10 protein-coding genes and 1 pseudogene are annotated in these 14,055 nt (G+C 70.7%); 7 read left to right on the forward strand and 4 right to left on the reverse strand.

Going from position 1 to position 14,055, the window contains the following annotated elements; translation table 11 throughout:
* Positions 1-117: 117 nt before the first annotated feature.
* Positions 118-1,422, reverse strand: coding sequence for a DivIVA domain-containing protein (locus KOI35_RS00615; protein ID WP_215783999.1), 1,305 nt, complete (start codon positions 1,420-1,422; stop codon positions 118-120).
* 280 nt (positions 1,423-1,702) lie between these two features.
* The gene (gene mce, locus KOI35_RS00620; protein ID WP_215784000.1) at positions 1,703-2,170 is read right to left on the reverse strand and encodes a methylmalonyl-CoA epimerase; all 468 of its coding nucleotides are present in this window, start codon (positions 2,168-2,170) and stop codon (positions 1,703-1,705) included.
* 92 nt (positions 2,171-2,262) lie between these two features.
* On the opposite strand from mce, the gene KOI35_RS00625 reads away from it, so the two are divergent.
* A complete protein-coding gene (locus tag KOI35_RS00625) occupies positions 2,263-3,441 on the forward strand; it encodes an acetyl-CoA C-acetyltransferase (protein ID WP_438870575.1) in 1,179 nt (392 codons plus the stop codon).
* 2 nt (positions 3,442-3,443) lie between these two features.
* On the forward strand, positions 3,444-4,394 hold the full coding sequence (gene meaB / locus KOI35_RS00630; protein WP_215784002.1) for a methylmalonyl Co-A mutase-associated GTPase MeaB: 951 nt from the start codon (positions 3,444-3,446) through the stop codon (positions 4,392-4,394).
* A gap of 6 nt (positions 4,395-4,400) precedes the next feature.
* Here the strand turns inward: meaB and KOI35_RS00635 are convergent, their stop codons facing one another.
* Positions 4,401-4,997, reverse strand: coding sequence for a PadR family transcriptional regulator (locus tag KOI35_RS00635; RefSeq protein ID WP_308120707.1), 597 nt, complete (start codon positions 4,995-4,997; stop codon positions 4,401-4,403).
* 53 nt (positions 4,998-5,050) lie between these two features.
* On the opposite strand from KOI35_RS00635, the gene KOI35_RS00640 reads away from it, so the two are divergent.
* The 5 genes and pseudogenes from KOI35_RS00640 to KOI35_RS46980 form a co-directional block, all read left to right on the forward strand.
* Positions 5,051-6,211, forward strand: coding sequence for an FAD-dependent oxidoreductase (locus KOI35_RS00640; protein WP_215784003.1), 1,161 nt, complete (start codon positions 5,051-5,053; stop codon positions 6,209-6,211).
* Positions 6,212-6,395: 184 nt separating this feature from the next.
* Positions 6,396-6,809 carry a hypothetical protein gene (locus KOI35_RS00645; protein WP_215784004.1) on the forward strand — a complete coding sequence of 138 codons (414 nt, stop codon included), beginning with the start codon at positions 6,396-6,398 and terminating at the stop codon, positions 6,807-6,809.
* 459 nt (positions 6,810-7,268) lie between these two features.
* A complete protein-coding gene (icmA, locus tag KOI35_RS00650; RefSeq protein WP_215784005.1) occupies positions 7,269-8,942 on the forward strand; it encodes a coenzyme B12-dependent isobutyryl-CoA mutase large subunit in 1,674 nt (557 codons plus the stop codon).
* Positions 8,943-9,048: 106 nt separating this feature from the next.
* Entirely contained in the window at positions 9,049-9,987 is a 939-nt protein-coding gene (locus KOI35_RS00655) for a tetratricopeptide repeat protein (RefSeq protein WP_215784006.1), read from the forward strand.
* A 15-nt stretch (positions 9,988-10,002) separates the two neighbouring features.
* Positions 10,003-10,989 (forward strand): annotated as a pseudogene (locus tag KOI35_RS46980) (arginase family protein); the annotation flags it as partial.
* A gap of 1,055 nt (positions 10,990-12,044) precedes the next feature.
* On the opposite strand, the gene KOI35_RS00665 reads toward KOI35_RS46980, so the two are convergent.
* The gene (locus KOI35_RS00665) at positions 12,045-13,976 is read right to left on the reverse strand and encodes a penicillin-binding transpeptidase domain-containing protein (protein WP_215784008.1); all 1,932 of its coding nucleotides are present in this window, start codon (positions 13,974-13,976) and stop codon (positions 12,045-12,047) included.
* Positions 13,977-14,055 lie beyond the last annotated feature (79 nt).

Genomic DNA, 14,055 nt, shown 5'->3' on the forward strand with positions numbered 1-14,055 from the left:
AGGCCGTATCGGAGTCACTCCGATACGGCCCGCATCGATGAACAACGACGCCGGGCGCCCACTACGGTCGCGCACCCCGAGGGGTGGCGCAACCGGCGGCGCCCGGGTCGAGAGGGATCAGGAGTTGGTCTTGGCCGGCATCGGCTTGGGGGCCTCGGCCGCCTCGGGCTTGCCCGCCTCGGTGGCCCGCTGGGCCGGAGCGGCCTCGGCCGCCTTGGCCACCACCTCGGCCGCCTTGGCCGGGCCGACGCCGGGCACCAGGCCGGACAGACCGGAGAGCATCTGGCCGAGCTGGTTGGTGACCGCGTCCTTCTGGCGGGTCAGGTCTTCCACCTCGCGCTTGGCGGCCTGGGTGGTCAGCTCGGCCTCAGTGCGGGCCTCGCTGAGCAGGCGCTGAGCCTCGGACCGGGCCTCGCCGACCGTCTTCTCGGACAGCGCCCGGGCCTTGTCGGTGGTCTCGGTGGCGTTGCGCTCCGACTCGATGCGGCGCTGCTCGGCCCGCTGCGAGATCTCCTTGGAGCGGTCTTCGGCGGCGCGGGCGCGCTCCTCGGCCTCGGCCACCATCTTCTGCGTGGCGCTGACCTGGGCCGCGTGCCGCTGCGACTCCTCGCGCTCGGCCTTCTCGCGACGCTCGGCGATCTCGAGCGCGAGGGACTGCAGGTCCTTGTCGCGCTTGTCGCGGGCGTCGGTGAGCAGCTTGGTCGCCTCGGCGCGCTTCTCTTCCGCCTCGCGCGACGCCTTGGCCCGCTGCTGGGTGATCTCGCGCTCGGCGGTGGCCCGCAGCGACGCGACCTCCCGCTCGACGGTCGACTTGAGCTCGGCCACCTCGTGCGCGGTGACCGTGCGCAGCTGCTTGGTCTCGCGGTCGGCGTCGGAGCGCAGCGTGTCGGCCTCGCGGCGGGCCTGCACCCGGGCCTCGGCCGCCTCACGCTCGGCGTGGGTGCGGACCTGGCCGGCCTCGCGCTCGGCGGTGGCCTTCATCGCGGCCGCCTCGGCGCGCGCCTTGTCGGTGATCTCACGGGCCTCGAGGCGGGCGGCGGAGAGGATGCCCTCGGACTCTCGCTTCGCCTCGCTCCGGTGGTCGTTCGCCTGTTCCTCGGCCAGCCGCAGGATCTGCTCGACCCGGGTGCCCAGCCCGGAGAGCGTCGGCCGGTTGTTCTCCTCCAGCAGCTTGTTGCTGTCGGCGAGCTTCTGCTCCACCGCGTTGAGGCGCTGCTCGGCCTGGCGCAGCCGGCGTTGCGCGTCGTTCATCCGCTGCTCGGCCTCACCGCGGGCCTGCTCGGACTGGTTCAGCGCGGCGACCAGGCGGCCGAGGTGCGCGTCCACCTGCCCACGGTCATATCCACGGAGCACCACAGTGAAGTCGTGCTGGGAGTTCGCGGTGTCGAAAAACGCCAGATTCTGATCCTGCTGCTGGGGCATTGGGCCATCCTGGCGAAGACACACGAGCCACGCAAGAGCGGAACGGACACGGAAAAGACACGTAGATCAGCTTTGAGCTGGCCCGCAGCACGCGGGTCGCCCGTTCGGCCGCCAGGTCTCACCCGGGTGGCCGCCCGTGTTCGCCCCGGCGTCACCTGCTGTATCCGGGGTTCGGGTGATGATCGTCTCGCGACGGCCGGAGCGGCCGCCCGCCATGCCCCGAGATCCTGCCAGGCCGCCGACCGCTAGTCAGGATGATTCATCCGTAAGGCGTACGAAGCTACGCAGGATCCACCAACTCCACCAGAACGCCGCCGGCGTCCTTGGGGTGCACGAAGTTGATCCGCGAACCGGCTGTGCCCCGGCGCGGCTTGTCGTAGAGCAGGCGCAGCCCGCGGGCCCGCAAGGCCTCCGAGGCGGCCTCGACGTCGGCCACCGTGTAGGCCAGTTGCTGCAGGCCGGGGCCGCTGCGGTCGAGGAACTTGGCGATCGTCGAGTCGGGCCGGGCCGGGGCCAGCAGCTGGAGCCGGGGGCCGTCGCCGTCGCCGACCGCCACCATCGCCTCCCGGACGCCCTGCTCCTCGTTGGTCTCCTCGTGGACGCAGCGCATGCCGAGAACCTGGGTATAGAAGAGCAACGCCTCGTCCAGGTCGGGCACGGCGATGCCCACGTGATCAATGCGAAGCAGTCCTACCTCGCCGAATGTGAGATTCTCGGGTCCGGCGGCACTAGGTGGAGGCTGGGTCATCCTATTAGTCTGGCCTAAACGGCCGTTAAGGCCAACCGGTGGTCCCCCCTACATCCCCCCAGATGTTCCGCTCAGCAGATCGGAAAGTTGACGTGACCAGCTCGGTGATCGTGAGCGGCGCCCGGACCCCGATGGGCCGCCTGCTCGGCAACCTCAAGAACGTGCAGGCCACGACGCTCGGCGGCTATGCGATCGAGGCCGCCCTGGCGCGCGGTGGCGTCCGTCCCGACCAGGTGCAATACGTGATCATGGGGCAGGTGCTGCAGGCCGGGGCCGGGCAGATCACCGCCCGGCAGGCCGCGGTCGCCGCCGGCATTCCGATGAGCACCCCGGCCGTCACGGTCAACAAGGTGTGCCTGTCCGGGCTGGACGCGATCGCCCTGGCCGACCAGCTGATCCGGGCCGGTGAGTTCGACATCGTGGTGGCCGGCGGCATGGAGTCGATGACCAACGCGCCCCACCTGCTGATGACCCAGCGGCAGGGCGTGAAGTTCGGCGACGTGCTGGTGCGCGACCACACCGCGTACGACGGGCTGATCGACCCGTGGGACGGCACCTCGATGGGCGAGTCGACCGAGCGCAGCGGTGTGACGCTGGGCATCACCCGGGCCGAGCAGGACGCGTTCGCCGCGCTGAGCCACCAGCGGGCGGCCGCCGCGCAGCGCGAGGGCCGCTTCGCCGAAGAGATCGTGCCGGTGCGGTCGGGCGAGCGCGGTGACGACCCGGTGGTCGACACCGACGAGGGCGTACGCCCCGACGCGACCGCCGAGTCGCTCTCCAAGTTGCGGCCCGCGTTCACCCCGGGCGGCACGATCACGGCCGGCAGCTCGTCGCCCATCTCGGACGGTGCCGCCGCGGTCGTGGTGATGAACAAGGCCAAGGCGGAGGAGCTCGGGCTGACCTGGCTGGCCGAGATCAAGGCGCACGGCAACGTGGCCGGGCCGGACAACTCGCTCCAGTCGCAGCCGGCCAACGCGATCCGGCACGCGCTGGACAAGGCCGGTCTGACCGTCGATGATCTCGATCTGATCGAGATGAACGAAGCCTTCGCCCAGGTGGTGTTGCAGTCCATGCGCGACCTCAAGGTCGACGAGGAGATCGTGAACGTCAACGGCGGCGCGATCGCGCTCGGCCACCCGATCGGCATGTCCGGCGCCCGGCTCGTGCTCACCCTGGCGCTCGAGCTCAAGCGCCGCGGCGGGGTCTACGGCGCGGCCGGGCTCTGCGGCGGTGGCGGCCAGGGCGACGCACTGATCATCAAGGCCGCTTAGACGTGGGTCGACACGACATTCCCGCGCTCGTCGCGAAGGCGCGGGACGGTGACGCGCGCTCGGTGGCCCGGCTCATCAGTCTGGTCGAGAACGGCGATCCGCAGCTCCCTGAGGTTGCGGCGACGCTCGCGCCGTACGCGGGAAAGTCCTTGATCGTCGGTCTCACCGGCTCGCCCGGCGTGGGCAAGTCGACGACGACCAATGAGCTGGTGCGTGAGCTGCGGCGGAGCGGCAAGCGGGTGGGGGTGCTGGCGGTCGATCCGTCGAGCCCGTTCACCGGCGGGGCGATCCTGGGCGACCGGATCCGGATGCAGGACCACACCACCGATCCGGGCGTCTACATCCGCTCGATGTCGAGCCGGGGCCAGCTGGGCGGTCTGGCCGCGGCGACCCCTCAGGCCGTACGCGTGCTGGAGGGCGCCGGCTGTGAGGTGATCCTGGTCGAGACCGTCGGCGTCGGGCAGGCCGAGGTCGAGATCGCCTCGCTCGCCGACACCACCCTGGTGCTGCTCGCGCCGGGCATGGGCGACGCGATCCAGGCGGTCAAGGCGGGCGTGCTCGAGGTGGCCGACGTCTTCGTGATCAACAAGGCCGACCGGCCCGGCGCCGACGCCACCTACCGCGACATCCAGGGCATGCTCGGCCTCGGCGAACGTGGTCCGGGCGACTGGCGGCCGCTGGTCGTGCGGTCGACCGCGGTCAAGAGCGAGGGCATCGACGACATCGTCGCCGCGATCGACAAGCACCACGGCTGGCTCGATCAGTCGGGCCGGTTGCAGGCCCGTCGCGAGCGCCGGGCCGCGGTCGAGGTCGAGGCGATCGCGCTCGGCGTGCTGCGGGCCCGCATCGGTGACCTGCGCTCGGGGACGGCCCTGAGCGCGCTGGCCGCTGCCGTGGCGGCGGGGGCGATCGACCCGTACGCGGCGGCCGACGAGCTCATCAAGGGCCTCTGAGGCCCTTTAACCGAATTCCGCCAGCGTCTCCTGGATCAGCTGGAGATCCCAGGTGAACCGGCCTGCGTCGAGGTCGGCCACCACGCTCTTGAGCCAGGTGATCTCGGCCGTGAGCAGGGCGGCCCGGTATTCGTCCTCGATCAGGAAGATCCGGGGGAGACCCGGGGGCGCGACCTCGCGGATCTTGGCCAGCTTGTCCTCGAGAGCCTCGGAGCGCTGCGCGAGCAGTTCGCGGGCGTGGTGGGGCGCCAGCACCGAGAGGAAGGCGAGCGCGGCCGGGAACTCCGGGAACTCGCGCGCCGGCGTCGGCAGTGCGGCGGCCAGCCAGCGACGCATCGTGGCCGTGCCCTCGTCGGTGATCTCGTAGACCGTGCGTTCGGGCCGGCCGGCCTCCCGCGCGGTGGTCAGCCGGCGGGCCAGCCCGTCGCGCACCAGGCGGTCGAGGGCCTGGTAGACGCTGTTGCGCTGGGCCACGTTGACCAGTTGGTCCTGGCCTCGCTCCTTGATCATCTGTTGCATCCGGTAGGGGTGCATGGGCGCCTCCATGAGCAGCGCCAGCAGCAGCATGCCCAGCGTCGAGCGACGCGGTTCGGTGACGGCCACGCGACAAGCCTAAGGGGTTGACGACTCTTAGTCATGAGATGGATAGTCATGACATGACTAAACCAGTTGCTCTGATCGCCGGCGGGGGCATCGCCGGCACCGTCGCCGCGCTCGCCCTCGATCGAGCCGGCTGGGCGCCCCAGGTGTTCGAGGCGCGGGCGCACGACGCCGACGAGCGGGGTGCGTTCCTCACCGTGGCCGTCAACGGTGTGTCCGCCCTGCGTGCCCTCGGGCTCGATCCCGCCGTCGTGCTGGCGGCCGGCTTCCCGACTCCCTCGCTGACCATGACCAACGGGGCCGGGCGAGATCTGGGCGTGCTGTCGCTCGGCGGGCCGATGACCACCACGATCCGGCGCGTCGGCCTCTACTCGGCACTCCGCTCGGCCGTGGTCGCGAGGGGCATTCCCATCTCGTACGGGAAGGGCCTGCGCGATTTCACCGAGGAGCCCGGTGGTGTGTCCGTCCGGTTCGCCGACGGATCCGGCGCCGACGGCGAACTGCTGGTCGGGGCGGACGGGATTCGATCGCGGACGCGTTCCGTTCTCGATCCCACCGGCCCGGCGCCCACCTATCTCGGGCTGCTGAACGCCGGGGGTTTCACTGACCGGCCGGTGGGGTCGACCGAGCCGGGCATGGTGCACATGGCATTCGGCCGGAAGGCGTTCTTCGGCTGGACGTCGGCGCCCGACGGCACGGTGTGGTGGTTCGCGAACCCGCCGCGCAAGGAGCCGGTGCGGCCGGGCGACTTCACGCCGTCGTCCTGGCGCGCACATCTGATCGAGCTGTTCGCCGATGACGCGTTTCCGGCGGCCGGCATCATCCGGGCCACGCCCGAGGTGCTCGGCCCGTGGAACACCGACGACCTGCGGCGGGTGCCGGTGTGGCGGTCGCGTCGGGTGGTGCTGATCGGCGATGCGGCGCACGCGGTGGCGCCCTCGTCCGGTCAGGGCGCGTCGATGGCATTCGAAGACGGCGCGACGCTCGGCCTGTGCCTGCCCGCGGGTTCTGATGTGGCGGCCGGGCTTTCGGACTACGAGCAGCGCCGCCGGTCCCGGGTGGAAAAGGTGGTGGCGGTCGGCCGGCGCAACGGCAGCGGCAAGACGGCCGGGCCGGTCGGGGCGGCGATCCGTGACGCGATGTTCCCGCTCGTCATGAAGATGCTCTATCGCAAGGGCGACCCGCAGGCGTGGATCTACGACCACCGCGTGGCTTGAGTGTTTTTCGGTCACATTCGGTGAGCGTTAGGTTGACCGGGCACACCCCCCGTTGACCCGATCGGCAACCGCCCGGCAACGCCATAAGCTGGGAACACGTCTTCGTCACGAGAGGAGGGGCGCCATGGTCAACCCAGTGACGTTCCCCCGTGCAACCGGCACGACGGCCACCTATCTTCACCCTGTGTTGCAGTCGGCGGTGCTCCAGTCGACCGTCCTGCAGTCCACGGCGAAGCCGGTCGACCCGGCCGCGGCCACGGTGCCGCAGCCGGCCGTGCCCGCGGTGGCCGCCGTGCAGCCGACCGCGGCCTACGCCGACAACCTGGCCCGCGATGCCGCCACGGCGGTGCGCACGGCCACGGTGACGGCGAAGACGAACCGCAAGACCAGCACCGACGACACGCTCGAGATGGACCCGTTCGACGAGCTGATCCGGCAGGCGTCCCTCGACCGCGCATCGTCCCAGGTCGGCATGCTGCTGACCCGGGCCGCGGCCGAGCGGCGGGTCGCCGTCACGTCGGGTCTGCCGGCCTCGCGTCTCGTGCAGATCGATTCCACGACGTCGCGGCTCTACCACGCGCTCGACGTCCTCGTCTGAGGGGCGCGTCCTGACCGCGCCGCACGTCGGAGCAAACCCCGGCCGAATGGCGACGCCGTACCGCATCGGCCGATAGGCCAGCCCCAGATCTCTACCGACCTGGGGCTGGTGTTCGCTGTGCCTCAATCCTTCCGCGCCTCGCGAAATGCCTTCCACGTCTCGCTCACCCGGTGGGCGAGGAGAGCCTTCTCGCACGGTGAGGGCGTTGGCGGTGGACACCACCGCATGGCGATCGATACGGCACGTTTGTGCGAATGGCCGGACCTGGAGGGCGGCCCGGCGCTCACTGTTCAGTGGCTCAGGGACCGGCTCGTTGCCGGCGAGTGGAGAAATCCGGATGTCGACGAGACCGGGATGCGCAGTCCACGGATGATGCGATGGCCCGTGGGCGCAGTCTCGTCAACGGCTGGCGACGATTGGCCTTAGCGATCGTTCAGGTTTCGCCCTAGGATGGCGGACATGGATGCAGCCGACATCGCGGCCGGGCGGGAGCGCTGGCAGCGTCGCTACGACGCCGCGCGCAAGCGGGACGCCGACTTCACCACCCTGTCCGGTGCCTCGGTCGAGCCGGTCTACGGGCCGCCCGGCGACACCGCCTACCCCGGGTTCGACCGCATCGGCTGGCCGGGCGAATTCCCGTACACGCGGGGGCTCTATCCGACCGGCTACCGCGGGCGCACCTGGACGATCCGGCAGTTCGCCGGCTTCGGCAACGCGCGGCAGACCAACGAGCGCTACAAGATGATCCTGGCCAACGGCGGCGGCGGGCTGAGCGTCGCGTTCGACATGCCGACGCTGATGGGCCGCGACTCCGACGACCCGCAGTCGGGCGGCGAGGTCGGCCACTGCGGCGTCGCGATCGACTCCGCGGCCGACATGGAAGTGCTCTTCGACGGCATCGACCTCGAGCGGACCACGACCAGCATGACGATCTCGGGCCCGGCCGTGCCGATCTTCGTGATGTATCTGGTCGCCGCCGAGCGCCAGGGCGCCGACCTGCACAAGCTCGACGGCACGCTGCAGACCGACATCTTCAAGGAATACATCGCGCAGAAGGAATGGCTCTTCCAGCCCGAGCCGCACCTGCGCCTGATCGGCGACCTGATGGAATACTGCGCGGCCGAGATCCCGCGCTACAAGCCGCTCTCGGTCAGCGGCTACCACATCCGCGAGGCCGGCTCGACCGCCGCGCAGGAACTGGCGTACACCCTGGCCGATGGTTTCGGCTATGTCGAACTCGGCCTGTCGCGGGGGCTCGACGTCAACCAGTTCGCGCCCGGGCTGAGCTTCTTCTTCGACGCGCACATCGACTTCTTCGAAGAGATCGCCAAGTTCCGGGCCGCCCGCCGCATCTGGGCCCGCCACCTGCGTGACGACTACGGCGCGACCAGCGAGAAGGCGTTGTGGCTGAAGTTCCACACGCAGACCGCCGGGGTCTCGCTCACGGCTCAACAGCCGGTCAACAACGTCGTCCGTACGGCGGTGGAAGCTCTTGCCGCAGTCCTGGGCGGCACCAATTCGCTGCACACGAACGCGCTCGACGAGACGCTGGCGCTGCCCACCGACGAGTCGGCCGAGATCGCCCTGCGCACCCAGCAGGTGCTGATGGAGGAGACGGGTGTGGTCAACGTGGCCGACCCGCTCGGCGGCTCCTGGTATCTCGAGGAGCTGACCGACCGCATCGAGGCCGAGGCCGAGGAGATCTTCGCGCGCATCCGTGAGCTGGGCGACGACGGCAGCATCACCGCGGGCATCCTGCGCGGCATCGAGGACGGCTGGTTCACGGCCAACATCGCCGAGGCGGCCTTCGTCTATCAGCAGGCGGTCGAGAAGGGCGAGAAGCGGACTGTCGGCGTCAACGCGCACACCGCCACCGTGGCCAAGGAGCTCGAGATCCTGCGGGTGTCGCACGAGGTCGAGATCGAGCAGAACCGGGCGCTGGGGGCACGGCGATCAGAGCGTGATCCCGTACGGGTAAAAACCGCCCTCGACCTCATGGTGGCCGCGGCCCGCAGCGGGCAGAACATGATCCCTCCGATGCTCGAGGCGGCTCGCGCCGAGGCGACTCTCGGCGAGATCTGTGGGGCGCTGAAGGACGAGTGGGGCATCTATCGGGAGCCCGCTCGATTCTGAATCTTCCGGACAAAAAGTCGCCGCCGCACCATGCTCTTGTGACGTCCGATATCAGCTGCCTCGGGGCGCGGCGAAGTGCCTTGTCAGCGTGCGAGACTAGGTAACCATGAGCGACCCACGGACCACTCCGTCGATCTTCACCCGCGGCGCGGTCGATCTCAGCGCGCTGCGTGCCCCGGCGCCGTCCCCGTCGTCGGCGAGCCGACCGGCCGAGAGCGCCGCCCCCGACGGCCCGTCCAGCCCCATCCCCGGCGGTCTGCCCGGCGGTGTGGCCCCCGAGACGATCATCGACGTCACCGAGACCAACTTCCAGACGGCCGTCCTCGAGCGGTCCCTGAGCACCCCGGTCATCCTCGACTTCTGGGCCGACTGGTGCGAGCCCTGCAAGCAGCTGTCGCCGATCCTCGAGCGGCTGGCCCACGAGGGCGGCGGCTCCTGGGTGCTGGGCAAGGTCGATGTGGACGCGAACCCCCGCCTGGCCCAGGCGCTGCGGGTACAGGGCATCCCGATGGTGGTCGCGGTCGTCAACGGTCAGCTCGTCGAGGGCTTCACCGGCGTGCTGCCCGAGTCCCAGGTCAAGCAATATGTCGACGCCGTGCTCAAGGCGGGCGGCATCTCGGTCGAGGCCCCGGAGGACCCGCGTCTCGACGCCGCCGACGACGCGCTCATGGGCGGCGACCTCGACGAGGCCGAGGCGGCCTACCGCAAGATCCTGGCCGAGCACCCGGCCGACGCCGCCGCCGAGAGCGGGCTGGCCCAGGTCGAGCTCTACCGGCGGATCTCCGGCGGCGACGCGGCGAGCGCCGTCGCCAAGGCCGAGGCCGCCCCCGACGACATCGACGCACAGCGCCTCGCCGCCGACGTCGAGGTGCTGAGCGGGGAGGCGGACAAGGCCTACGCTCGGCTCGTCGCCCTCGTCAAGCGGACGTCCGGCGATGAGCGCGACGCCGTACGGAAGCATCTGCTCTCGCTGTTCAGCGTGGCCGGCCCGGACGACCCCGCGGTCGCCTCGGCCCGCCGGGCCCTGGCCAGCGCCCTCTTCTAGGCAGGGAGCCGCCCCGTGCGCCGCATCGCCGTCCTCGACGCACCGTCCAATCTCGGTCTGCGCCCGCCGACCGTGACGTCGGTGCCGGGCTGCGCCAAGGCGCCCGGGGCGCTGCGCGACCACGGCCTGCTGACCAAGCTCAACGCCCGCGACGCCGGCTGCCTGACCCCGCCCCGCTACGACGTGGGCGACTGGCGGCCGGGCGACGGGGTGGCCATGGCGCCGCAGATCGCGGCCTACTCGCGAGCGCTGGCCGACCGGATCGGCGCGATCCTCGACGCGGGTGAGTTCCCGGTGATCCTCGGCGGCGACTGCTCGATCCTGCTCGGGTCCGGGGTGGCCATGCACCGGCTCGGCGAGTCGGTCGGCGGGCGCATCGGCCTGGTCTTCGTCGACGGGCACTCCGACTTCCGGCACCCCGGCAACGCCTCCTATGTGGGCGCTGCCGCAGGTGAGGACCTGGCGCTGGTGACCGGCCGGGGCCAGGCCGACCTGGCCGCGATCGAGGGCCGCCGCCCCTACTTCCGCGACGTCGACGTGGTGGTGATGGGCATCCGTGCCCAAGACGAATACCGCCTCGACCTGCAGGCGGCCGGCATAGTGACCCGGCCGGTGCCGGCGTTGCGGGCCGAGGGCGCGGCGCGCAGTGCCCAGTGGGCGCGCGAGCAGCTGGTCGACTGCGCCGGCTACTGGGTGCACATGGACGTGGACGTGCTCGACCCGGCCGTGATGCCGGCGGTCGACGCACCCTCGCCCGGCGGGATCGCCTTTCCCGAGCTCGAGATCCTGCTGGCCGGCCTGGTCGAGTCGCCGCACTGCCTGGGCGTCGAGATCACGGTCTTCGACCCGGACTACGACACAGACGGCTCCTACGCGTCCGAGATCGTCAACGCAATCACGGCCGGCCTGGCCAACGCCCACACGGTGCCGTTGCGCCCCGACCTGGTGGCGGCCCGCGCCGACCTGAACAACACCGAGGCCGCCGCTCCCGCCCCGGAGCCCGACGACGACGCCGACCAGGTTGTGGCCGGTTCCCCGGGGTCGCGGGCGAGTCTCGACCAGGCGCTCGGTCTGGACGGGTCACGGCCTCGGCTGGGCGGTCTCGGCGCCCTGCGAACCGGCTTGGAACGATCGCGTCCCGACTCTGAGCCGGAGCCCGATACCGACGACGCCGACTCTCGTCCGGCGGTGACGGGCTCGTCCGGACTGCTGCGCCCCCGTTCCGGTGTCAACCGGGTGGGCCGGACCGAGTCGCTGATAGCGGGCTTCAACCGTGGCGACGCCCGGCCGGGCGGTTTGCGCCGACCGCAGCCGGCCGCAGCCACCGAGCCCGACGACGCCGAACGAGAGCGCCGGGCCAACGCCGCAGCGTCCAGCGTGGCTCTGGCCGCCGCCGGCATGTCCGAGGGCATCGCCGACGATGTGGCGATCCCCGACAGCACGCTGGCCGGTGTCGATGAGGCCGGCGAAATCCCGGCCGAAGCCGCCGCCTACGAGACCGAATCAGACCCGGCCGACGTGGCAGGTGCCGTCGAAGTCGAGCCGACCGCCGTCGACTCCTCCCGGGCCGATCAGCCCGCGACGCCCGGAGATGCGGAGTCGCTGGACGAGCCTGAGCCGACCGGCGAAGCCGAGCCGGTGGGCGAAGCCGAACTGCTGGACGATCCCGACCCGGTGAACGGCGAGCCCCCGGCCAGCCTGGTGCCCCGCCCACTAGGCCAGGCCCCATTGCTCGACTCGGCGCCACTGCCCGCGACCCGCCCCGGCATGCTGCGCCCGCGATCACCCGAGGAGCAGGAGCCGTTCTCGCTCCCGATCCAGCGCCCCGCCTTCGACCTGGGCTCCGACACCCCAGCCGACATCACCTGACCCGACCGAGCCCGCCGGCCGATCTTGCCTAGGCGATCACCACAGAGCCCACCCTCCCAAGGGGGCGACCCCCGCAACCATTATCGGGGATTTGGGCGATCTTTGCGTTTCGGTGCCGGCTGGCCTGTGGATAACTCCGCACTGTGGACACAGGCAGTTGGCGGCGACTGGTGCAGTAGGGCTATCGGCTACTTGGCGGCCAGGGTGGTCAGGAAACGGTTGACGATGGGGACTGCGGCCTCGGAACCTGCGCCGCCCTTTTCGACCATGACGGCGAAAGCCACGTCGCCCTGGTAGCCGATGAACCACGAGTGCGTGTCCTCGGTGCCCTCGCTGAACTCGGCCGTTCCGGTCTTGCCGAAGACTGCGCCTCCGGGGGTGCTGCGCAGCGCCGTGCCGGTGCCGGCCGTGACGACCTCGCGCATCATCTTGCGCAGGGCGGTCACGGCGGCCGTGTCCAGCGGCGAACCGTCGGCGGCGGGGGCGGCGGGGGCCGGGTCGAGCACCAAGGTTGGCTGCTTGAACTGGCCGCGCGCGATCGCGGCGGTTGCGCCCGCCATGGCCAGCGGGCTCACCGCGGTTGCGCCCTGGCCGAAGGTGGCTGCGGCGAGTTCGGTCGGGGTGTTGGCGGGGGAGAGTTTGCCGCTGAACGCGTCCACACCCAGGTCCCACTTTCCGCCGAGGCCGAGTGACGAGGCAGCCGAGTTCAGGCCGTCGGCGCCCAGCTTGGACGACAAGCCGACGAAGGCCGTGTTGCACGACTTGGCGAAGTCCACATGGAACGGAACGTTGCCGAGGGCCTCGTCGTGGGAGTTCTTGAACTGGCGACCGGCCACGACCGCGTTCTTGGGGCAGGCCACTGTGGTGTCGGCCGTGGCTACCTTTTTCTGCAGGATCCCGTACGCGGAAACCGCCTTGAACGTGGAACCGGGGGCGACCTGGCCGGTCAGCGCGGTGTTGACCGTGCCGCCGTCGGGGCCGTTGGCGACCGCGAGCACCGAGCCGTCGCTGACCTTGATCGCGACCAGTGAGCTGGCCTGCTTCTGGGTGCTCAGGGCCTGGTCGGCCGCGTTCTGCGTGCGTACGTCAATGGTGGTTTTAACCGATTTGCCGGCCACCGGATCCGTGGTGAAGACCGACTTAGGTGCAGTGTCCGCATTGTCCCCGGACCCGGAGGTGCCTCCACTGATCGCGACCGAGATGCCGGCCGTACCGCGCAGCACGCCGTCGTACTTCTGCTGCAGGCCGCCGTGACCAACGGTGTCGCCCTGAGCGAGGGTCTGCGGGTTCTTCTGGATGTCCTCGGCGGTCGCGGCGTCGACCGTACCGAGCAGCGCGCGGGCGAACACCCTGGTCGGCGCGAGGTTGCGGTTCTCCTTGATGAACACCGTGCCGTTGAGTGCGCGCAGGCCGGGGCGAATCTTGTTGTAGTCGGGCTCGCGCAGCGTGATCAGGTCGACGAAGGCGCCGGGGTCGGCGTTCTTGACCCGATCGGCCAGGTTGGCCGTGTCGACCGTCACGCCGATCTTCTTGAATTCGGCGGCCAGCCCGGTGCGCAGGGCGGCCAGATCGGTGACCCGCTGCGGTTCGACGCCGACCATCACCACCGGGCGCGGGGTGACGATCGGCTTGCCGGCGGCGTCGAGGATGCTCGCCCGGTCGGCCCGGAGCCGCTTCACCTGAAACTTGTCGCCACTGGTCAGCTCGTTGTGCAGCACCGACGGCTCCCACACCACACGCCAGCCGTCGCTGCTCTGCTTGGTCAGTCGCAGGGTGCTCTCGTACGACCATTTGATGTCGCCCGGCAGCGTCCAGTCGAGCTTGAGGGTGTTGGTCGCGTTGTCGCCGGTCGTCTTCGGATCGCCGGTGGCGGTGACCGTCAGCGGTTGCTTGGCCAGGTCGCCGGAGACCTCTTTGATCTGCTCCAGCACGGCCGGCGCCGCGATCTTGCCGCCATCGGCGCCGACGAATCCGATCTTGCTGAGGTCACCGGCCTTCCAACCGGCCACGAAGTCGTCGATCGTGCCGTCGGGGCCGTCCTTCGAGCACCCGGCCAGGGCGCCCGCCACCAGCGCGACGGTGGCCGCCGCTCCGATCGCGCGCCGCACGTGGAGGTGCATGAGGGCCCCTTTCAACGGGTATCGCCATAAAGCCGGGAACGAGGGTGACGGTAGTGAACGGACGCACGCCCCGCTGACC

The sequence above is a fragment of the Paractinoplanes bogorensis genome (assembly GCF_018829635.1).
Classification (GTDB): domain Bacteria; phylum Actinomycetota; class Actinomycetes; order Mycobacteriales; family Micromonosporaceae; genus Actinoplanes; species Actinoplanes bogorensis.

What these genes read in the sequence shown, in the direction of transcription:
- KOI35_RS00640 (WP_215784003.1), top strand. Translation starts at nt 5,051, where the DNA reads ATGACTAAACCAGTTGCTCTGATCGCCGGCGGGGGCATCGCCGGCACC.
- icmA (WP_215784005.1), top strand. Translation starts at nt 7,269, where the DNA reads ATGGATGCAGCCGACATCGCGGCCGGGCGGGAGCGCTGGCAGCGTCGC.
- KOI35_RS00665 (WP_215784008.1), bottom strand. Translation starts at nt 13,976, where the DNA reads ATGCACCTCCACGTGCGGCGCGCGATCGGAGCGGCGGCCACCGTCGCG.
- KOI35_RS00655 (WP_215784006.1), top strand. Translation starts at nt 9,049, where the DNA reads ATGAGCGACCCACGGACCACTCCGTCGATCTTCACCCGCGGCGCGGTC.
- KOI35_RS00615 (WP_215783999.1), bottom strand. Translation starts at nt 1,422, where the DNA reads ATGCCCCAGCAGCAGGATCAGAATCTGGCGTTTTTCGACACCGCGAAC.
- mce (WP_215784000.1), bottom strand. Translation starts at nt 2,170, where the DNA reads ATGACCCAGCCTCCACCTAGTGCCGCCGGACCCGAGAATCTCACATTC.